The sequence below is a fragment of the Pseudomonas paraeruginosa PA7 genome, from assembly GCF_000017205.1.
GTDB classification, from domain to species: domain Bacteria; phylum Pseudomonadota; class Gammaproteobacteria; order Pseudomonadales; family Pseudomonadaceae; genus Pseudomonas; species Pseudomonas paraeruginosa.
In genome coordinates, this window is the sequence record NC_009656.1 from 4,180,727 (window position 1) to 4,200,726 (window position 20,000).

Annotated in this window: 17 protein-coding genes; 11 read left to right on the forward strand and 6 right to left on the reverse strand. The window is 68.1% G+C overall.

The window, feature by feature from the left end:
- The first annotated feature begins 51 nt into the window (after positions 1–51).
- The 9 genes from PSPA7_RS19215 (at position 52) to PSPA7_RS19255 (ending at position 10,228) form a co-directional block, all read left to right on the forward strand.
- On the forward strand, positions 52–798 hold the full coding sequence (locus tag PSPA7_RS19215; RefSeq protein ID WP_003157968.1) for an amino acid ABC transporter permease: 747 nt from the start codon (positions 52–54) through the stop codon (positions 796–798).
- Positions 795–1,463, forward strand: a complete 669-nt coding sequence (locus tag PSPA7_RS19220) for an amino acid ABC transporter permease (protein ID WP_012076541.1) — start codon at positions 795–797, stop codon at positions 1,461–1,463. The genes PSPA7_RS19215 and PSPA7_RS19220 overlap by 4 nt, the downstream gene beginning before the upstream one ends.
- Complete coding sequence (locus PSPA7_RS19225) at positions 1,460–2,194, forward strand: amino acid ABC transporter ATP-binding protein (RefSeq protein ID WP_003157966.1); 735 nt, start codon at positions 1,460–1,462, stop codon at positions 2,192–2,194. The genes PSPA7_RS19220 and PSPA7_RS19225 overlap by 4 nt, the downstream gene beginning before the upstream one ends.
- Before the next feature lie 77 nt (positions 2,195–2,271).
- Positions 2,272–3,945 carry a gamma-glutamyltransferase gene (gene ggt / locus PSPA7_RS19230; protein ID WP_012076542.1) on the forward strand — a complete coding sequence of 558 codons (1,674 nt, stop codon included), beginning with the start codon at positions 2,272–2,274 and terminating at the stop codon, positions 3,943–3,945.
- A gap of 85 nt (positions 3,946–4,030) precedes the next feature.
- Positions 4,031–5,119 (forward strand): asparaginase, encoded by a 1,089-nt coding sequence (locus tag PSPA7_RS19235; protein ID WP_033998925.1) that lies wholly within the window; start codon positions 4,031–4,033, stop codon positions 5,117–5,119.
- Positions 5,120–5,214: 95 nt separating this feature from the next.
- Positions 5,215–7,116, forward strand: coding sequence for a sensor histidine kinase (locus PSPA7_RS19240; RefSeq protein WP_041025377.1), 1,902 nt, complete (start codon positions 5,215–5,217; stop codon positions 7,114–7,116).
- Positions 7,113–8,438, forward strand: coding sequence for a two-component response regulator AauR (gene aauR / locus PSPA7_RS19245; protein ID WP_012076545.1), 1,326 nt, complete (start codon positions 7,113–7,115; stop codon positions 8,436–8,438). The genes PSPA7_RS19240 and aauR overlap by 4 nt, the downstream gene beginning before the upstream one ends.
- A gap of 276 nt (positions 8,439–8,714) precedes the next feature.
- Entirely contained in the window at positions 8,715–9,827 is a 1,113-nt protein-coding gene (locus PSPA7_RS19250) for an alkene reductase (protein ID WP_012076546.1), read from the forward strand.
- A 194-nt stretch (positions 9,828–10,021) separates the two neighbouring features.
- A complete protein-coding gene (locus PSPA7_RS19255) occupies positions 10,022–10,228 on the forward strand; it encodes a hypothetical protein (protein ID WP_012076547.1) in 207 nt (68 codons plus the stop codon).
- Positions 10,229–10,233: 5 nt separating this feature from the next.
- On the opposite strand, the gene PSPA7_RS19260 is transcribed toward PSPA7_RS19255, so the two are convergent.
- Positions 10,234–10,857, reverse strand: coding sequence for a class I SAM-dependent methyltransferase (locus PSPA7_RS19260; RefSeq protein WP_012076548.1), 624 nt, complete (start codon positions 10,855–10,857; stop codon positions 10,234–10,236).
- 295 nt (positions 10,858–11,152) lie between these two features.
- On the opposite strand from PSPA7_RS19260, the gene PSPA7_RS19265 reads away from it, so the two are divergent.
- Positions 11,153–12,700 (forward strand): TerC family protein, encoded by a 1,548-nt coding sequence (locus tag PSPA7_RS19265; RefSeq protein WP_012076551.1) that lies wholly within the window; start codon positions 11,153–11,155, stop codon positions 12,698–12,700.
- 39 nt (positions 12,701–12,739) lie between these two features.
- Here the strand turns inward: PSPA7_RS19265 and PSPA7_RS32710 are convergent, their stop codons facing one another.
- The 4 genes from PSPA7_RS32710 to PSPA7_RS19280 form a co-directional block, all read right to left on the reverse strand.
- Positions 12,740–14,542: a discoidin domain-containing protein gene (locus PSPA7_RS32710; RefSeq protein WP_012076552.1), complete on the reverse strand. Its 1,803-nt coding sequence runs from the start codon at positions 14,540–14,542 to the stop codon at positions 12,740–12,742.
- Positions 14,543–14,584: 42 nt separating this feature from the next.
- Entirely contained in the window at positions 14,585–15,634 is a 1,050-nt protein-coding gene (locus PSPA7_RS32715) for a zinc-dependent metalloprotease family protein (protein ID WP_012076553.1), read from the reverse strand.
- Between the two features lie 211 nt (positions 15,635–15,845).
- The gene (locus PSPA7_RS19275) at positions 15,846–16,625 is read right to left on the reverse strand and encodes an SDR family oxidoreductase (protein ID WP_012076555.1); all 780 of its coding nucleotides are present in this window, start codon (positions 16,623–16,625) and stop codon (positions 15,846–15,848) included.
- Positions 16,622–17,047, reverse strand: a complete 426-nt coding sequence (locus PSPA7_RS19280; RefSeq protein WP_012076556.1) for a GlcG/HbpS family heme-binding protein — start codon at positions 17,045–17,047, stop codon at positions 16,622–16,624. The genes PSPA7_RS19275 and PSPA7_RS19280 overlap by 4 nt, the downstream gene beginning before the upstream one ends.
- Positions 17,048–17,145: 98 nt before the next feature.
- Between PSPA7_RS19280 and PSPA7_RS19285 the strand changes: the two genes are divergently transcribed.
- Positions 17,146–18,054, forward strand: coding sequence for a LysR family transcriptional regulator (locus tag PSPA7_RS19285; protein WP_012076557.1), 909 nt, complete (start codon positions 17,146–17,148; stop codon positions 18,052–18,054).
- A gap of 3 nt (positions 18,055–18,057) precedes the next feature.
- Here PSPA7_RS19285 and PSPA7_RS19290 read toward each other — a convergent pair whose 3' ends face one another.
- Positions 18,058–19,986 (reverse strand): DNA/RNA non-specific endonuclease, encoded by a 1,929-nt coding sequence (locus tag PSPA7_RS19290; protein WP_041025500.1) that lies wholly within the window; start codon positions 19,984–19,986, stop codon positions 18,058–18,060.
- Positions 19,987–20,000 lie beyond the last annotated feature (14 nt).

Here is a 20,000-nt window from a genome sequence, read left to right on the forward strand (position 1 = left end):
GTCCTTCCTCGCCAGTGTCTGCAACCGATTGAACCGAGGGGAAACCCCAACATGAATTACAACTGGGACTGGGGCGTGTTCTTCAAGTCCACCGGGATCGGCAGCGAAACCTACCTCGACTGGTACATCGCCGGTCTGGGCTGGACCATCGCCATTTCCCTGGTCGGCTGGATCATCGCCCTGGCGCTGGGCTCGCTGCTCGGCGTCATGCGCACCGTGCCGAACCGCCTGGTATCGGGCATCGCCACCGCCTACGTGGAACTCTTCCGCAACGTGCCGCTGCTGGTGCAGCTGTTCATCTGGTACTTCCTGGTGCCCGACCTGCTGCCCGAGGGCCTGCAGACCTGGTTCAAGCAGGACCTCAACCCGACCACCTCGGCCTACCTGAGCGTGGTCATCTGCCTCGGCCTGTTCACCGCCGCGCGAGTCTGCGAGCAGGTGCGCACCGGCATCCAGGCATTGCCCTACGGACAGACCTCGGCGGCCCGCGCGATGGGCTTCCGCCTGCCGCAGATCTACCGCCACGTGCTGCTGCCCCAGGCCTTCCGGATCATCATCCCGCCGCTGACCTCGGAGTTCCTCAACATCTTCAAGAACTCCTCGGTGGCCTCGCTGATCGGCCTGATGGAACTGCTCGCGCAGACCAAGCAGACCGCCGAGTTCTCCGCCAACCTGTTCGAGGCCTTCACCCTGGCCACGCTGATCTACTTCACGCTGAACATGAGCCTGATGCTGATCATGCGCCTGGTGGAGAGAAAGGTCGCCGTACCGGGCCTGATCTCCGTAGGAGGTAAATGATGGACTTCAGTGGAATCGTTCCCGCCCTGCCGAGCCTCTGGGAAGGCATGCTGATGACCCTCAAGCTGATGGTCCTCGGCGTCCTCGGCGGCGTCGCGCTGGGTACCGTGCTGGCGCTGATGCGGCTGTCGAGCAGCAAGCTGCTGTCGAACATCGCCGGCTTCTACGTCAACTACTTCCGCTCGATCCCGCTGCTGCTGGTGATCACCTGGTTCTACTTCGCGGTGCCTTTCATCCTGCGCTGGATCACCGGCGAGGACACCCCGGTGGGGGCGTTCACCTCCTGCCTGGTGGCCTTCATGATGTTCGAGGCGGCCTATTACTGCGAGATCGTCCGCGCCGGCATCCAGGCCATCCCGAAAGGCCAGATGGGCGCCGCCCAGGCACTGGGCATGACCTACGGGCAGACCATGCGCCTGGTGATCCTGCCGCAGGCGTTCCGCAAGATGACCCCGCTGCTGCTGCAACAGAGCATCATCCTGTTCCAGGACACCTCGCTGGTCTATACCGTCGGCCTGATGGACTTCCTCAATTCGGCCCGTTCGCGCGGCGACATCATCGGCCAGGCCAACGAGTTCCTGATTTTCGCCGGCCTGGTCTACTTCGTCGTAAGCTTCACCGCCTCGTTCGCCGTCAAACGTCTGCAGAAAAGGTTAACCGTATGATTTCCATCAAGAATGTCAGCAAGTGGTATGGCGACTTCCAGGTCCTGACCGACTGCTCCACCGAGGTTGCGAAAGGCGAAGTGGTGGTGGTCTGCGGGCCGTCGGGCTCGGGCAAGTCGACCCTGATCAAGTGCGTCAACGCACTGGAACCCTTCCAGAAGGGCGACATCGTCGTCGACGGCACCTCCATCGCCGATCCGAAGACCAACCTGCCCAAGCTGCGCTCGCGGGTCGGCATGGTGTTCCAGCATTTCGAGCTGTTTCCCCACCTGAGCATCACCGAGAACCTGACCATCGCGCAGATCAAGGTACTCGGCCGCAGCAAGGAAGAAGCCACCAGGAAGGGCCTGGCCCTGCTCGAGCGCGTCGGTCTCAAGGAGCACGCGCACAAGCACCCCGGCCAGCTCTCCGGCGGCCAGCAGCAGCGCGTGGCGATCGCCCGCGCGCTGGCGATGGACCCGGTGGTGATGCTGTTCGACGAGCCGACCTCGGCGCTCGACCCGGAAATGGTCAACGAGGTGCTCGACGTGATGGTCCAGCTGGCCCAGGAAGGCATGACCATGATGTGCGTGACCCACGAGATGGGCTTCGCGCGCAAGGTCGCCAACCGGGTGATCTTCATGGACCGCGGGCAGATCGTGGAAGACTGCGAGAAGGAGGAGTTCTTCGGCGACGTCAGCGCCCGCTCCGAACGCGCCCAGCAGTTCCTCGCCAAGATCCTCCCGCACTGATGTACCCGCCCTCGCCGGCCCGCCCGGCGGGGGCCTGCTCTACCCTCGCCTGCGATAACAATAAATAGGGAAAGCCCATGCAACCTGTGCTCTTCAGAACCCTGTCCCTCGGCGTCGCCATCGCCGCCGCATCCTCCTCGGCCTTCGCCGCCACGCTCGACGGCGGCGCCGTCGCCGCGCCCGACGAGTACGGCGCCAAGGTCGCCGCGCAGATCCTCGAGGCCGGCGGCAACGCGGTGGACGCCGCGGTGGCCACCGCCTTCACCCTGGCGGTCACCTACCCCGAGGCCGGCAACATCGGCGGCGGCGGCTTCATGACCCTGTACATGGACGGCAAGCCGTACTTCCTCGACTACCGCGAGGTGGCGCCGAAGGCCGCGAGCAAGACCATGTACCTGGACGACAAGGGCGAGGTGATCGAGAACCTCAGCCTGGTCGGCGCCAAGGCCGCCGGCGTGCCGGGCACCGTGATGGGCCTCTGGGAAGCCCACAAGCGTTTCGGCAAGCTGCCCTGGAGCGAGCTGCTGACCCCGGCCATCGGCTATGCGCAAAAGGGCTTCAAGGTCGCCGACAAGCAGTTCCAGTACCGCCAGGACGCCGTCGCCCTGTTCAACGGCAAGACCAATTTCGGTGACTACTTCGGCCACATGAAGGCCGGCGAGGCGTTCCTCCAGCCGGACCTGGCGAAGACCCTGGAGCGTATCGCCGACAAGGGCCCGGACGAGTTCTACAAGGGCCATACCGCCGACCTGCTGGTGGCGCAGATGCAGCAGGACAAGGGACTGATCACCCACCAGGACCTGGCCGACTACAAGGTCAGGTGGCGCGAACCGATGCGCGTCGACTGGCAGGGCAACACGCTCTATACCGCACCGCTGCCAAGCTCCGGCGGGATCGCCCTGGCCCAGTTGCTGGGCATCAAGGAAAACCGTGCCGCCGACTTCAAGGGCGTCGAGCTGAATTCCGCGCGCTACATCCACCTGCTGGCGGAGATCGAGAAACGCGTGTTCGCCGACCGCGCCGACTACCTCGGCGACCCGGACTTCGCCAAGGTCCCGGTGGCGCGCCTGACCGACCCGGCGTACCTGAAACAGCGTGCCGCCGAGGTCAATCCGGCGGCGATCTCGCCGACCGAGAAGGTCCGTCCCGGCCTGGAACCGCACCAGACCACGCACTTCTCCATCGTCGACGCCGACGGCAACGCGGTGAGCAACACCTACACCCTCAACTGGGACTTCGGCAGCGGCGTGGTGGTCAAGGGCGCCGGCTTCCTGCTCAACGACGAGATGGACGACTTCAGCGCCAAGCCGGGCGTGGCCAACGCCTTCGGCGTGGTCGGCAGCGACGCCAACGCCATCGAGCCGGGCAAGCGCATGCTTTCCTCGATGAGCCCGAGCATCGTCACCCGCGACGGCAAGGTCAGCCTGGTGCTCGGCACTCCCGGCGGTTCGCGGATCTTCACCTCGATCTTCCAGGTGCTGAACAACATCTACGACTTCCATCTGCCGCTGGAGAAGGCCGTCGCCGCGCAGCGCGTACACCACCAGTTGCTGCCCAAGGACACGATCTACTACGACGCCTACGCGCCGCTCACCGGCAAGGTCGCCGAGGAACTGAAGGCGATGGGCTACACCCTGGAGGACCAGGGCTGGAACATGGGTGACATCCAGGCCATCCGCGTCGACGGCAAGGCCGTGGAGACCGCTTCCGACCCCCGGGGCCGCGGCGTCGGCCTGGTGGTGAAACCCTGACAGGACGGCGGGCGGTCGAGGCCGCCCGCGCCTGATTGCGTGCAACGACGATAACCCTACCAACCTACCGACACGAGATATCGCCATGAAGCCATTGCTCCACGCGTTCGCACCCGGTGTTATGGCCCTGATGCTCCTGCTGCCGCAGGCCGCCCAGGCCAAGGAAGTCGCACCGCAACAGAAACTGTCCAACGTGGTCATCCTGGCCACCGGCGGCACCATCGCCGGCGCCGGCGCCAGCGCCGCCAACAGCGCCACCTACACCGCCGCCAAGGTGCCGGTCGACCAGTTGCTGGCCAGCGTGCCGCAGCTCAAGGACATCGCCAACGTGCGCGGCGAACAGGTGTTCCAGATCGCCTCGGAGAGCTTCACCAACGAGAACCTGCTGGAACTGGGCAAGACCGTCGCCAAGCTGGCCGACCGCGACGACGTCGACGGCATCGTGATCACCCATGGCACCGACACCCTGGAAGAGACCGCCTACTTCCTGACCCTGGTCGAGCACACCGAGAAGCCCATCGTGGTGGTCGGCTCGATGCGCCCGGGCACCGCGATGTCCGCCGACGGCATGCTCAACCTGTACAACGCCGTGGCGGTGGCCGGCGACAAGTCGGCGCGCGGCAAGGGCGTGCTGATCACCATGAACGACGAGATCCTCTCCGGTCGCGACGCGAGCAAGATGGTCAACATCAAGACCGAAGCGTTCAAGAGCCCGTGGGGCCCGCTGGGCATGGTGGTCGAAGGCAAGAGCTACTGGTTCCGCGCGCCGGTCAAGCGACATACGGTGAACTCGGAGTTCGACATCAAGCAGATTTCCGCGCTGGCTCCGGTGGAAATCGCCTACAGCTACGGCAACGTCAGCGACACCGCCTACAAGGCCCTGGCCCAGGCCGGCGCCAAGGCGATCATCCATGCCGGCACCGGCAACGGCTCGGTACCCGCGCGCGTGGTGCCGGCCCTGCAGGAACTGCGCAAGCAGGGCGTGCAGATCATCCGCTCCTCGCACGTCAACGCCGGCGGCTTCGTCCTGCGCAACGCCGAGCAGCCGGATGACAAGAACGACTGGATCGTCGCCCACGACCTGAACCCGCAGAAAGCCCGGATCCTGGCCGCGGTCGCGATGACCAAGACCCAGGACAGCAAGGAACTGCAGCGGATCTTCTGGGAATACTGAGTGAACCCTCCCGGCGCCGCCCACCGGCCGCGCCGGAAAACCGCCCGCTCCGCCGCCAGCCCGGGCGGCGGGCTGGCCTAGCCGCGACGACTGTGATGGAATCCCCCGATCCGCCCTGCCGCGTACCGCCGTCACTCGCCGTGAAACCCCGCCTCGTCCGCCAGTTGCTGCTGCCCATCCCCCTCCTCCTGCTGATGCTCGCCTTCGGCTACGGCGGCTACCGGATCAGCGAAAACGCCGGCATCCGCACCCTCGCCGAGAACGGCGAACGCCAGCTGGAACTGCATGCGCGCACGGTGGAGAGCGAGATCAGCAAGTACACCTACCTGCCCAGCCTGCTGGAGCTGGAGCGCAGCGTCAGCCAGTTGCTGACCGACCCGACGCCGTACCGGCGGAACATGGTCAACACCTACCTCGAAGGCCTCAACCGCCGCGCCGGCAGCCGCGCGGTATACCTGCTGGATACCAATGGCCGGGTGCTGGCCACCAGCAACTGGAGCGACCCGGACAGCTACCTCGGCGAGGACCTGTCGTTCCGCGCCTACTGGCAGGATGCGATGAAGGGCAAGCCAGGCCGCTTCTACGGCATCGGCAGCACTCGCGGCGAGCCGGGCTATTACCTGGCCCACGGCCTGGTCCACGGCGGCCGGATCATCGGCGTGGCGGTGGTCAAGGTGAAGATGGACGCCCTCGAGGAACGCTGGGAGAAGGCGCGTCTGGAAGCCTTCGTCAGCGACGAGAACGGCATCATCATCCTCTCCAGCAACCCTGCCCTGCGCCTGAAGGCGGTGCGCTCCCTGAGCCCCGACGACAAGGAGCGCCTGGCGCGCAGCATGCAGTACTACTGGTGGGCGTTGAACGAATGGCAGCCGCTGGAGCGCGAGCCGCTGGCCGCCGGGGTCGAGCGGCTGAGCTTCGCCGCCGACGCGCAGCACCCGCGCGGCGAGGCGATCAGCTACCTGGCGCAGACCCGCGCGCTGAACGACACGCCGTGGAACCTGACCCTGCTCAGCCCGCTGGAGGACCTGCGCCGCGATGCCGTGCGCAACGGCATGCTGGCCGCCATCGGCTTCGCCCTGCTGGCATTCCTGCTGATCGCCTGGAACGAGCGACGCAAGGTGCTGGCCACCCGCCTCGCCGCGCGCGAGGCGCTGCAGCGAGCCAACGGCGAACTGGAAGTGAAGATCGCCGAACGCACCGCCGACCTGCAGGCCAGCAACGAACGCCTGACCGCCGAGATCCACGAGCGCCAGCAGGCCGAGGACACCCTGCGCAAGGCCCAGGACGAACTGGTCCAGGCCGGCAAGCTGGCGGTGATCGGGCAGATGTCCACCAGCATCGCCCACGAACTCAACCAGCCGCTGGCGGCGCTGCGCACGCTGTCCGGCAATACCGTACGCTTCCTCCAGCGCGGCAAGCTGGAGACCGCCAGCACCAACCTGGCCACCATCAACGAGCTGGTCGACCGCATGGGCCGCATCACCGCCAGCCTGCGCGCCTTCGCCCGGCGCAGCGACGACGCCGGCCAGGCCAGCCTGGCCAAGGCGGTGGACGCCGCGCTGCTGATCCTCCATGGCCGCCTGGAACAGGACCCGCCGCTGCTGCACCGGCACTTCGAGGACGTCTGCCTGGGCATCGACCAGACCCGCCTGGAGCAGATCCTGGTCAACCTGCTGGCCAACGCCCTCGACGCCATGCGCGACCAGGCCGATCGCCAGCTCTGGCTGGAAGGCCGGCGCGAAGACGAACGCTACATCCTGCGCGTGCGCGACAACGGTCCCGGCATCCCGCCGGCGGCGCGCGTGCACCTGTTCGAACCCTTCTTCACCACCAAGCCCGGCGAACACGGCCTGGGTCTCGGCCTGACCCTTTCGGCCAGCCTGGCCACCGCCGCCGGCGGCAGCCTCAGCGTGCAACACCCCGAAAGCGGCGGAACCGCCTTCGAGCTGAGCCTGACCCTGGTTCCCGATTCCCCGACCGCGAGTCCCGCCCGATGAACGAGCCGCTTTCCGTCCTGATCGTCGAAGACGATCCGCATGTCCTGCTCGGCTGCCAGCAGGCGCTGGAGCTGGAGGACATTCCCTGCATCGGCGTGGGCAGCGCCGAGGAGGCCCTGCTGCGGGTCGACCGCGACTTCGCCGGGATCGTCGTCAGCGACATCCGCCTGCCCGGCATCGACGGCCTGACCCTGCTGGAACGCCTCAAGACCCTCGATCCGAGCCTGCCGGTGGTGCTGATCACCGGCCACGGCGACATCTCCATGGCGGTGCAGGCGATGCATGCCGGCGCCTACGATTTCATGGAAAAACCCTTCTCCCCGGAACGCCTGGTCGAGGTCGCCCGCCGCGCCCTGGAACAGCGCGGGCTGGCCCGCGAGGTCAGCGCGTTGCGCCGCCAGTTGGCCGGGAGGCAGGACCTGGCGCAACGGATCATCGGCCGTTCGCCGGCGATCCAGGCGCTGCGCGAGCTGATCGCCAACGTCGGCGACACCTCGGCCAACGTGCTGATCCTCGGCGAGACCGGCACCGGCAAGGAGCTGGTCGCACGCTGCCTGCACGACTACAGCCGGCGCCACCAGCATGCCTTCGTCGCGCTGAACTGCGGCGGCCTGCCGGAGAACCTGTTCGACAGCGAGATCTTCGGCCACGAGGCGCACGCCTTCACCGGCGCCAACAAGCGGCGGATCGGCAAGATCGAGCACGCCAATGGCGGCACGCTGTTCCTCGACGAGATCGAGAGCATGCCGGTCAACCTGCAGATCAAGCTGCTGCGGGTGCTGCAGGAACACACCCTGGAACGCCTCGGTTCGAACCAGTCGATCCCGGTGGACTGCCGGGTGATCGCGGCGACCAAGGCCGACCTCGCCGCCATGGGCAAGAGCGGCCAGTTCCGCAGCGACCTCTATTACCGGCTCAACGTGGTGACCCTGGAACTGCCAGCGTTGCGCGAGCGCCGCGAGGACATCCTGCTGCTCTTCGAACACTTCCTCCAGCAGTCCTCGCTGCGCTTCGACCGCCCCGCGCCGGAACTCGACCGGGCCACGCTGGCCAGCCTGATGGCCCACGACTGGCCGGGCAACGTGCGCGAGTTGCGCAACGTCGCCGAACGCTTCGCCCTCGGCCTGCCGGTGTTCAACAAGGGCGGCCAGGCCGTGCAGACCGGCGGCCCGCGCTTCGCCGAGGCGGTGGAGGCGTTCGAGAAGGCCCTGCTCGGCGACGCCCTGGCCCGCCACGACGGCAACCTGACCCAGGCCAGCCAGGACCTGGGCATGGCCAAGACCACCCTGTTCGACAAGGTGAAGAAGTACGGCCTGCAATAGGCCGGAGCGCCCTCTTCGCCCTGCCCGCCTGGCGCGGGGCGCAATGCTGCATCCGACATTTCTCACCCCCCTGCGATTCCGCTCGGCGGATAACGCCAGGGGCGTTATTCACCCTACGCGCCGGTGTGGGGAACGCGCTATCCGGACATTCATGAATTGAACTCAAGTGTCATTTTCACCGGCAGCGGTTTTTCGCACGAATCGTTCCGCCAATAATGCGCCCACCTTCTTCCATCGCGCCGCGCCACGGCCGGCCTCACGAGCGAGATCGCCAGCATGCTGTTCAGACCCTACACCCTTGGCCACCTGACCACCCCCAACCGCATCGTCATGCCGCCGATGACCCGTTCGCGCGCTGCCAGCGGCGAAGTCGCCACCGCGCTGATGGCCGAGTACTACCGCCAGCGCGCCAGCGCCGGCCTGATCATTTCCGAAGGCACCCAGATCAGCCGCCAGGGCCAGGGCTACGCCTGGACGCCGGGCATCCACAGCGCCGAACAGGTCGCCGGCTGGCGCCAGGTCACCGAGGCCGTGCACGCCGCCGGCGGACGCATCTTCGCCCAGCTCTGGCATGTCGGCCGGGTCTCGCACACCTCGCTGCAACCGGGCAACGCCGCCCCGGTGTCTTCCTCGGCGCTGGTGGCCGAGGGTGTGAAGGTCTTCGTCGACCCCCAGGGTCGCGGCCCGCAGGCCGGCGGCGGCGAGATGGTCCAGCATTCGACGCCGCGCGCGCTGAGCGTGGCGGAAATCAAGGGTATCGTCGCCGACTACGCCCAGGCCGCGCGCAACGCCCTCGACGCCGGCTTCGACGGGGTCGAGCTGCACGGCGCCAACGGCTACCTGATCAACCAGTTCATCGACTCCCAGGCCAATGCGCGCAACGACCAATACGGCGGCTCGCTGGAAAACCGCCTGCGCTTTCTCCGCGAGGTCGCCGAGGCGGTCACCGCGGTGGTCGGCCGGGAACGCATCGGCGTGCGCCTGGCGCCGCTGACCACCTTGCAGGGCGCGGTCGACGACACTCCGCAGGCCACCTACCTGGCCGCCGCGCGGCTGCTGGACGAGATCGGCGTGGCCTACATCCACATCGCCGAGGCCGACTGGGAAGACGCCCCGGCGATGCCGGCGGCGTTCAAGGAAGCGCTGCGCATCGTCTACCGTGGCAGCCTGATCTACTCCGGGATGTACACCAGGGCGCGCGCCGAGGAAGCGCTGGCCAGGGGCTGGGCCGACCTGGTCGGCTTCGGCCGGCCGTTCATCGCCAATCCCGACCTCCCCTACCGCCTGGAACACGACCTGCCGCTGGCCAGCGGCGACCGGTCGACCTACTTCGGAGGCGGAGCGGCCGGCTACACCGATTACCCGTTCCTGTCAAAGACGGCCGGTTGAAATCCACCGCCGAGCGGGCCGCGAAGCTGTGACCGCTCGGCGAAACATGCCGCCACAAGCTCGTCTTTGGTCGACTAGAAGCCTCGCCTGGCGCGGCCTAGACTCAATTCGCCAGATATTCATTATTAATAGGCCTGATTTCATGGACGGGGGGGACCACCGATAGCATTGAGGAAAATTCCGAGGAATCCGTCATGAGCAAGTCCCTGATCGTCCCCCTGGCCGCCTGCCTGATCGTCCTGGCCGGCTGCACCAGCCCGCCACGCAGCGCCGAACGCCCCTACAGCGACGCCGAAATCAAGTCCTACGCCCTCGACAGCCTGGAACACAGCGACCTCTCGCCGAAGCGCCTCGACCAGTACCGCAGCGTGCTTGGCACGCCGCACCGGCAGACCCTCTAGCGCCTTCAGACGGGGCGACGCCAGACGCTCGCCAGCCAGGGCTGCTGCTCGCGCGGCAGGCCCGGCGGCCGGTAGTAGTGCTCCAGCTCGACGAAACCGGCGTCCTCCAGCAGGCGTTTCCAGGCCGGGTAGTCGTGGTAGGCACCGTAGCGTTGGCCATTCCAGCCCTCGCGGTTGTCGCCGCGCGGATTGGAGCTGAACAGCACGCCGCCCGGCCGCAGCGCTTCGAAGAGTTCGCCGAGCACCCGCGGCAAGGCGCTGCCGGGCACATGGAACAGGCTGGCGTTGGCGAAGATGCCGTCGAAGTACCCGGCCGGCAGTCGCAGTGCCAGGAAGTTCTGTTGCCATACCTCGCAACCGCTGTCGGCCCTGGCCATCTCGACGAAGCGCGGCGTGCCTTCGAGTCCCACCGGCTGGTGGCCGAGGCGGCGGAAGGTGGCCAGGTCGCGCCCGGGACCGCAGCCGAAATCGAGGATCCGGTACGGCGGCGGGCCGTCGATATGGCGCAGCAGCGCCTCGACGTTCTGGCTCACGTCGTGGTCGCGGGTTCCTTCGCGGAAGCCTTCGGCGTTGCGCTGGTAGTCGGCCAGGGTGGTGCTGGTGATCTCGCGGAAATCGTCGGTGCTCATGGCGGCTCGCAGTGGCGGGAACCCGCCCAGTCTAGCGCCGGCGCGGGATCCGTCTAAGGTTTTGTAATAGTTTCCCGCTGTGGCGGTGGCCCGCGACACAGTAGGATCGACCTCCCTTTGACTTCCAATGGCCATCATGACCGCCCTTTCGGAGCCTCCCAGTCGTCCTCGCGGACAGCCCTCCCCGCTTCACCTCCTTTTCCTGCGCCCGGCATCGCCGGCCGATGCCGGACAGCTCGCCTCGACCCTCCCCCACTTCGCCGGCCGCCCCAGCCGGGCCGCGAGGTAAGCGCGCATGGAATGGATAGCCGACCCCACCGCCTGGCTCGGCCTGGCGACCCTGATCGTGCTGGAGATCGTCCTCGGCATCGATAACCTGGTGTTCATCGCCATCCTGGCCGACAAGCTGCCGCCGCACCTGCGCGACCGCGCCCGGGTCCTCGGCCTGTCGCTGGCGCTGCTGATGCGCCTGGGCCTGCTGGCGAGCATCTCGTGGATGGTGACCCTCACCGAACCGCTGCTCGAGGTGTTCGGCAAGAGCTTCTCCGGCCGCGACCTGATCATGCTGTTCGGCGGCGTGTTCCTGCTGTTCAAGGCCACCATGGAACTGCACGAACGCCTCGAGGGCCACGTCGCCCAGCACGCCGGCAACAGGACCTACGCGCTGTTCTGGCCGATCGTCGCGCAGATCGTCGTGCTCGACGCGGTGTTCTCGCTCGACGCGGTGATCACCGCGGTGGGCATGGTCGAGCACCTGGAAGTGATGATGATCGCGGTGATCGTCTCCATCGGCCTGATGATCGTCGCCAGCAAGCCGCTGACCCGCTTCGTCAACCGCCACCCGACGGTGATCATGCTGTGCCTGGGCTTCCTGATGATGATCGGCTTCAGCCTGACCGCCGAGGGCCTGGGCTTCCACATCCCGAAAGGCTACCTGTACGCGGCCATCGGCTTCTCGATCCTCATCGAGGTGTTCAACCAGGTCGCCCGCAAGCGCCGCAAGAAGAGCCTGCAGGGCCACCGCCCGCTGCGCGCGCGCACCGCCCACGCGGTGCTGCGCCTGCTCGGCGGCCAGCGCCTGGAGGCCGACGAGGTTGGCGAGGAGGTCGCCGACCTGTTCGAGGAAGGCGACGACCAGGTGGTCTTCGACCGCCGCGAACGGGTGATGATCAGCGGTGTGCTGCAATTGGCCGAAAAGCCCATCCGCAGCCTGATGACGGTGCGCGCCGAGGTCGACTGCATCGACCTGGACAGCGGTCGCGAGGCGATCCGCGCGACGCTGCTCGAGTCGTCCTACTCGCGCCTGCCGCTGGTCCGCGACGGCCGGGTGGAGGAGCCGCTGGGCTACGTGCACAAGAAGGAATTGCTCAAGGAACTGCTCGCCGGCGCCCAGCCGGACCTGGAAAGCCTGGCCCGCCAGCCGCTCAACCTGCTGCAGGACTGCTCGATCCTCAACGCCCTGGAGCAGATGCGCGAGGCCTCGACCCACGTGGCCTTCGTGGTCAACGAGTTCGGCGAATTCATCGGCCTGCTGACGCTGACCGACATCCTCGAGTCGATCGCCGGCGAACTGCCGGACGCCAGCGAGGTAGACGGCCCGGACGTGGTCGAGGACGCCGGCGGCTACCTGGTCAGCGGCGCCATGAACCTCAGCCAGGTGCGTCGCCACGTCGGTTTCGAGGCGCGCGCCACCGAGGACTACCAGACCCTCGCCGGGCTGGTGATGAGCCTGCTCGACCGCCTGCCGGCCATCGGCGACCGCCTGCAATGGCAGGACTGGGAACTGCGCGTGATGGAGGTGGAGGAACGCCGCGTGACCCGGGTCCTGCTGCGCAGGACCTGAGCCGATGCGGCGGCCGGCAAACCGGCCGCCGCGCCCGCTTCAGAGACAGGCGCCTTCGTCGCGCCAGACCTTGCCGCTGCCCTCGCCGCCGGTGAACGCCGGATCGCCGGGCTGCTGGCCGCGGCTCCACCAGCGCGCCGCGTACTGGCGGCCGCCGTACGTGACCCGGTCGCCGCCGACGTAGGCCGTCGAAGCGTTCCAGGACCTGCCGCAGGTCGCTCCCGGCTGTTCCGCCGCGACCCGCACCACGTGATCCTGGCGCACGCTGTGGCTGCCGTTGCCGAGGGTCAGGCTGAAGGTATAGCGACTGTCCTGCGGCGCCTTCGGCGCGACGAAGCTCAGGCGCGCACCGTCGGCTTCGAACGCCAGCGCCGGCGACACGCTCCACTGGTAGCTCAACTCAAGGCCGTTCGGATCGCTCGACCCGGAAGCGTCCAGAACCACCCGCTCGCCCGCCGCGACGTCGGTCTTGCCACTGATCTGCGCCAGCGGCGGCGGCACTTCGCCCTGCTGACAGGGACCGTCGTCGCGCCAGACCTTGCCGCTGCCATCGCCACCGGTGAAGTTCGGGTTACCCGGCTCCTGGCCCTGGGTCCACCAGCGCGCATAGTACTGGCGCCCCCCGTGCTGCACCATGTCACCGGACAGATAGGCCTTGTTGCGCATCCAGGCAGGACGGCAACTGGCATCCTGAGCAGCCTTGACCTTCACCTCGTGGTCGCGGGTCACGCGCTGCTTGCCGTTGTCCAGGGTCAGGGTGAAGCGATAGGGCGTGTCCTGCGCCAGGCTCGGCGCGACGAAGCTCAGGCGCGGGCCGTCCAGCTCCATATCCAGCGCCGGCGATACCGTCCAAGCGTAGCTCAGTGCGGCGCCCTGGGGATCCGAAGAGGCGGAGGCATCGAGCACCACCCGCTCGCCGGCCTCGGCTTCGGCCTTGCCGTCGATCTGCGCCAGCGGCGGCAGGTTGCTTTCCTTCGGCTTGAGCACCTGGATCTTCAGCTTGTTGTCCGCGGCGAAGCTGCCGTCGGCCACTTCGACCCAGCCGCCATAAGGATTGTCGCTGGCGTAAAGCCTATAGCCCTTGATGTTGCCGACCTGACTGTTGTCCTGCCGTGGCAGGTAACGCAGGTGCGAGAAACGGCTGTCCCGGCCCAGGTCGATGATCATCTCGTGGGGGAAGCCGGCGCCCGCCGCGCTAGCCCAGAAGGTCTTCGGGTCACCGTCGATGGCGTTGGCCGCCGCGCCCCTGGCGCCCTCGGCGCTGCTCACCGAGTGGATCCGCCAGTTGCGCGGATCGAGCAGACGGCTGCGCGAGTCGGCCAGCTGGATCTCGGCGGCGCTGGCGCCGCCCTTGCCGCTCGCCTCGGACTCCACCACCAGGCGCAGGTAGCGGGCCTCGACGCTGTCGCTGTCGACGGCGAAGGCATGGCCGTCGAGGATCAGGTCGTCGATGTCGGCGTTGTTGCCTTTCACCGAGACGTACCAGCGGCCGCCAGCCTCTTCGTGGACGCCGAGCGCGGCCACCACGCCCTCGCGCGAACGGTGGTCGAAGTCGGTTTCGCTCGGTCGGCCGTCACGCTTGAGGTAGATCGCGGTCCTGCCGGTCGGTTCGTGGCGCGGCCCCGAGGTGATGCCGAAGGCCAGGCGCCGGGTACCGGCGGGGACATCGACGACGAAGTGCTTCCAGCTGTCCGCCCTGGCCAGGCTGAAACCCTCGTGCAGGACGTGGGTCGCCCGCTCGTCGTCGACCGGCACCACCGAGGGAGCGTAGGCGGAGATCTTCGCCGCGTTGCTGCGCCATACCTGCGCCATGTTGGCGGTCAGGGCGTCGCCGATGGGCACGCCCTGGTTGTCCTTCAGCTCGGGATTGGAGTAGTAGCCCAGCTAGTTGCCGCACATGATGGTGCCGATCCGTCCGTTGTTGTAGCCGAAGTTGAAACCCTGGCCGGTCGGGCAGTGGCTGCCGCCGATGTTATGGCCCAGCTCGTGGCGAAACACGGTGGGGCCGTCGGCCGCGTTCACCGAGTAGCGTCCGTTGGTGTAGGCCCAGCCGGCCGCGCTGTTCTGCCCGGGGCCGGTGCCGCGGCCGGTGAAGAACGCCGCGACCAGGTCCGGGCTGTACTGGCGCATGCCCTCGGCGAAGAGGTTCTTCAGGTCGGCCAGGGTATCGGTATTGACCCGGTGGTCGTCGTCGATCACCTGGGTGCCGACCAGGCGCACGCGCACGCCCTTGACCCTGGAATTGTCCAGCGCCTGGTTGACCGAGGCGACCTGCGCCAGGGCGTAGGCCTCGTGGTCGCCGACATAGGCCACGGACAGCCTGGAGAAACCGGCCAGCACGTCGATCAGCAGGTCGCCGGCGGCATTGCGCTGGGCCTGGTAGCGCAGCGCGCCGTTGCGCGACTCGATCGTCGTCGCAAGCGGCGCGTCGGGTTCTTCCAGGTAGTCGATCTGCTCGTGGGCGGCGCCACGTTGCGCCGGGAACAGGGTAAGGGTCTGCTGGCCGTCGGCAGCACCGCGGATCATCGCGTTGCGCTCGGGCAGCAGGGCGACGAAGCTACCGTCGTCGCGCAGGGCCATCACGATATCGCCGGCGGCCTGCCGGGCCTGGCCCTCCAGGGCGCCGGCCAGCAGGGTGAAGCCCGGATAGCCGCTATCGTCCTGCACGCGCAGGGAACGGATCGACACCCCCGCCTCCTGGCGCAGGCGCTCGGTGCCGGGCGATGCGGCGCTGCGCGACAGCGCGCCGCCACGGACGGCCTGGACGTCGATGAAGCGTCCACCGAAGGTGACTTCCTGCTGGCTCGGCACGGCGTCCCGGGCGGCCTGCCCGGCCAGCGCCGGGGCCATCTGCGGCAACAGGACGCTGGCACCGAGGGCGGCGCACCAGAGACGGGTACTACGGGTGAAGCGATGGGTGGAGGGGCACGACATGGCAATTCCTTCAACTGCACGCCAGTGCGCACCGGACGAAGCGTTCGTCGGGTGGCAGGTGCAGAGTGGGCTGAACGTTTAGGAGAAGTGGTTGCCGGCGACGAAATGGTAGGGAGCCCCCCTTCCCCTGTAAACGCGAGGCCAGGTATTTCGGACCCGTCCTAACCGGCCCGCCGCGCCGGGCCAGAGCCCGTGCCTGGCGGACCGCGCCTCACAGGCGGCGCTCCCAGGCGCGGGCCTGCTCCTGCCTGACCGCCTCGACGAAACTCGCCGGCAGGAGGGTACGGAACGGGCCGTCGGCGGCTTCGACCAGCGCAACCATGCTGGCGATCATTTCCTCGGGATCGTGCTGTTCGAAGGGGAATCTCACGCCGCGGTAGTCGGTGAAATGCCGCCGCGGGTCGTACCAGCGCTTCCAGGTCTCCATCATGCGGTCGTTGAAGCCGGTCTGGTACGGGCCGGGGTTGATCGTTCCGACCTGGATGCCGAACGGCTTCAGTTCCGCATGCAGGGCTTCGGCGAAGGCCTCCAGGGCATGCTTGGAGGCGCAGTAGGCGCCTGTGTAGGGCCCGGTGAGCAGGCCGGCGATGGAAGAGACGAAGAGCACCCGGCCGCGACGCTTCTGCTCGACCATGCGGCGTACGACACCCTGGGTCAGCGCCAGGCTGGCGAACACGTTGGTCTCGAACAGCGCGCGCACCAGCTCCAGCGGAATCTCCGCGCTGGCCCCGGCCTCGGCGCTGCCGGCGTTGTTCAAGAGAACGTCGACATCCCACTCCCAGGCGCGCTCGCGATCGGCGCCGACGGTGATGTCGAGGACCTCCACCCGCAGCGTGCCGCCACGCCGCCCGGCCTCCTCGCGCAGGTCGCCGGCCTGGCCGGCGCTGCGCACCCCGGCGATCACCCGATGGCCGCGTTCGGCCAGGCGTAACGCCACTTCGCGACCGAAACCGCTGCCGGCCCCGGTCACCAGGATTCGCTTGTGAGTCATCGTGCTTGCCTCTGGATTGCCGCCGTGGCCACCGCGGCCTCGGCGATGGATTGATCCTGCGCGGCGCTGCCGCCGGAGACGCCGAGGCCGCCCAGGCAGGCGCCCGGCGCGCCGGCGATCGGCATGCCACCGGCGAAGCAGGCCAGCCCGCCGTTGCTCTGTTCGATGCTCCACAGCGGCTGGCCAGGGCCGGCGAGGCGCCCGAGCTCGCCGCTGGGCAGACGGAACAGCGCGGCGCTGCGCGCCTTGCGCTGGGCCAGGTCGATGGCGCCGGGCACGCTGTCGTCCATGCGCGCGAACGCCAGCAGGTTGGCATGGGCGTCGACCACCGCGACGCAGACCGCCTGGCCCTGCCGGCGAGCCTCGGCGATGGCCGCCGCGATGCAGCGTTCGGCCTGTTGCAGTGACAGATGGGTAGGCATGGCCCGCGTCCTCGTTGGTGGTTGCGAGCCAGTCTAGAAAGGACGAAGCTTCAACAGAACCAGGCCTCTCCTACGTAGACTTTCAAGTTTTTCTAACGATGAATCGACGCGACCCTCTCGCCGGCCTGCACGTCTTCAGGCAGGTCGCCGACACCGGCAGCTTCACCCGCGCCGCCGCCCTGCTCGGGGTGACCCCGGCGGCGGTGAGCCAGGCGATCAACCAGCTGGAAGCCGAGCTGCGCCTGAAGCTGTTCCACCGCACCACCCGCGGGGTCAGCCTGAGCGAGGCCGGGCAGCGCTACCACGAGCAGACCGAGCAGCCCTATCGTGACCTGCTGCGTGCCCGCGAGGCGCTCGGCGAAAGCCTCGAGGAACCCTCCGGACACCTGCGCATCAGCGCCCTGCACCTGGCGAAGCACCTGCTGACCGCGCCGCTGCTCGGCGCGTTCGTGCAGCGTTATCCGAAGGTGCAACTGGAGATCCGCTACGAGGACCAACTGGTGGATATCGTCAGGGAGCAGCTCGACGCCGGTATCCGCCTGGCCGACGCACTGCAGCCGGGCATGGTCGGGGTGCAGCTGACCCCACCGCTGGCCTGCCTGCTGGTGGCCACCCCGGCGTACCTGGCCGAGCGCGGCACGCCGGCCGCGCTCGACGGACTCGACGGGCATGTCGCGGTGCGCTTCCGCTTCCCGCGCAGCGGCCGCCTGCACAAATGGCGCCTGCGCGAGGGCGCGCGGGAAGTCGAGGCCGACCTGCCGGCGCGCTTCGTCAGTACCGATACCGAGGCGATCATCGAGGCGGCCCGCGCCGGCGCCGGGATCGCCCAGGTCTTCATCCGCGAACGGGTCGCCGCGGACCTCGCCGCCGGGCGCCTGGTGGAAGTGCTTCCGGGCAGTTGCCTGCCGCTGCCGCCGATGTGGCTGTACTACCTGAACCGCCGCCACGTGCCGGCCAAGCTTCGCGCACTCATCGAGCTGCTGCGCGAATGGCGACAGCCGGCCTGAACCTCAGCGGCGCTTGCCGGCCGGCGTCGGCCGGCCTAGCAGGAGGTCGTCCGGTCCGTTGATCTCGATGAAGCGCCCGGCTTCCAGCGCTTCCTCCAGCGGCGTGCCGGCGAGCACGTCGGCCTTGCGCAGGGCGCTGGAGAAACGCAGGTCGGCGCTGGCCTCGACCTTCGCCAACGGCACCTGGTAGGTCTTGAACGCGCCATAGCGGAAGCCTTCGCCGGGCATCATCCCTTCCTGCCCGAGCAGATAGGCGGAGACCCCCAGTTCGCCGCTGTCGGCATCGATCATCGCCACCACCTTCCAGAACTCCAGCGGCACCTGCACGCCCTGGAAGAGCGGATCGTCCTCGCGGAACACCGGGCCGGTGAATACCGAGATGCGGAAGCCCTCGCTCCTGGCGTTCTGCAAAACGTAGTCCTCCAGCGACAGCCAGCTGCGCTGGTTGAGCTGCGCCACCTGCGGCACCGCGTTGGTGTAGACGAAGGTGTCGTCCTCGGCCTGCCGGGCGACGGCGTCGCTGTCGCCCCAGCCGGGATCCTCGCGACGCACCATGTGACCCTTGTCGAACGAGGCCGGGCCGTAGAAGTCCTTGTGTCCGACCTGGGCGGCCGCCTCGATGCGCGGGTCGAAGCCCCAGGAATCCTTGCGCTTGAGCGAACGCTTGAGCGCGCCGTCGATATTCACCGCGGTGAGGATCGGCAAGCGCCGGCTGGCGCTCATCACCACCGAGAAATGCAGGTAGTCCAGGCGCGTGCCCTTGCCCACCGGCAGTACCTGGTGGCTCTTGCCCGGCTTGGGCAAGGCCGCCTTCGGCCCGAGGAAGGCCTCGTCGAAGCCCTTGCGCCCGGCCAGGTCGGCGACGCTGCGCTTCTTCTCCTGGAAGCGCGGCGCACCGCACTTCAGTTCCGCCTCGCCCACCGGCACCCAGGCGCGCCGCGCCAGCAGGCTGCGGATCACGCTGGCCTTCACCGCATAGTTGGTCTTGCGGAACTGGCCACCGAAGTGCAGGCCGACCACCTCGCCGCCGTCGATCGAGAGCACCGCCGAACCGGAGTTGCCGCCCAGGGTCGAGCAATCGTGGGTCAGGTACCAGGCATCCCCGGGCAATCCCACGACTTCGCCGGGCGCGAAGCGCTTGACGTCATAGATGTTGCCGAAGATGTCTTCCATCGCCCCGGCGTCGTTGCGGCTGTCGCGCGCCGGGTAGCCGACCACCGCCACCGCCTGGCGCGGCTCGGCGTCCCGGCGGGCGAGGCTCAGCGGCGGCGGCAGCAGGTCGCCCTTCACCACCTGGAGGATCGCCATGTCCGGCGCCTCGGAAACGTCCGGGGCAATCCACAGGACCCGCGCGATCACATGCTCGTCGCTCTCCGGCTGGCGATACTCCTCGCGGAAGTCCACGCGGGTGCGCACCTGCTTGCCGGCCTGGTTGAGGCGGAAACGGAACAGGTTGCCCTGGCGCTCGGCGAACAGACTGGCGACGTGGCGGTTGGTGACGATCAGGTCGTCCTCGATACGCCAGCCGGTGCCACACCAGTCCATGCTGTCGTGGTCGATCAGTTCCAGGCGGCCGACCGAGCGGATCGGCGTGGCCAGCGCGGCGCGGTGCCGCTTCAGGCGCTGTTCCAGGCCGGCCAGCGGCGCTTCGTCGAAAATGCCGTTCTTCACCAGCAGCACCGGCCGGCTCTTGAGCAGGACGATCGCCTCGCTGAAGCGCCGCGAGTCGAAGAACGAGGCGTCCGACTCGGGCGAAAGACTTTTGCCCAGGTGCTCGGCGATCTGCCCACGGCTGGCGTTGTAGGCCGGCACGTTGCTCCACTCGCCCCGGGCGGCGAGTTCGGCGAGCTCCTCGCGGGTGTCCTTTTCCTTCAGTACCGAGCAGACCCGCAGTTCTTCCGGCGTGGCCCGCCGGGCGTTGCGCTTGCGCATGGCCATGTCCCCTC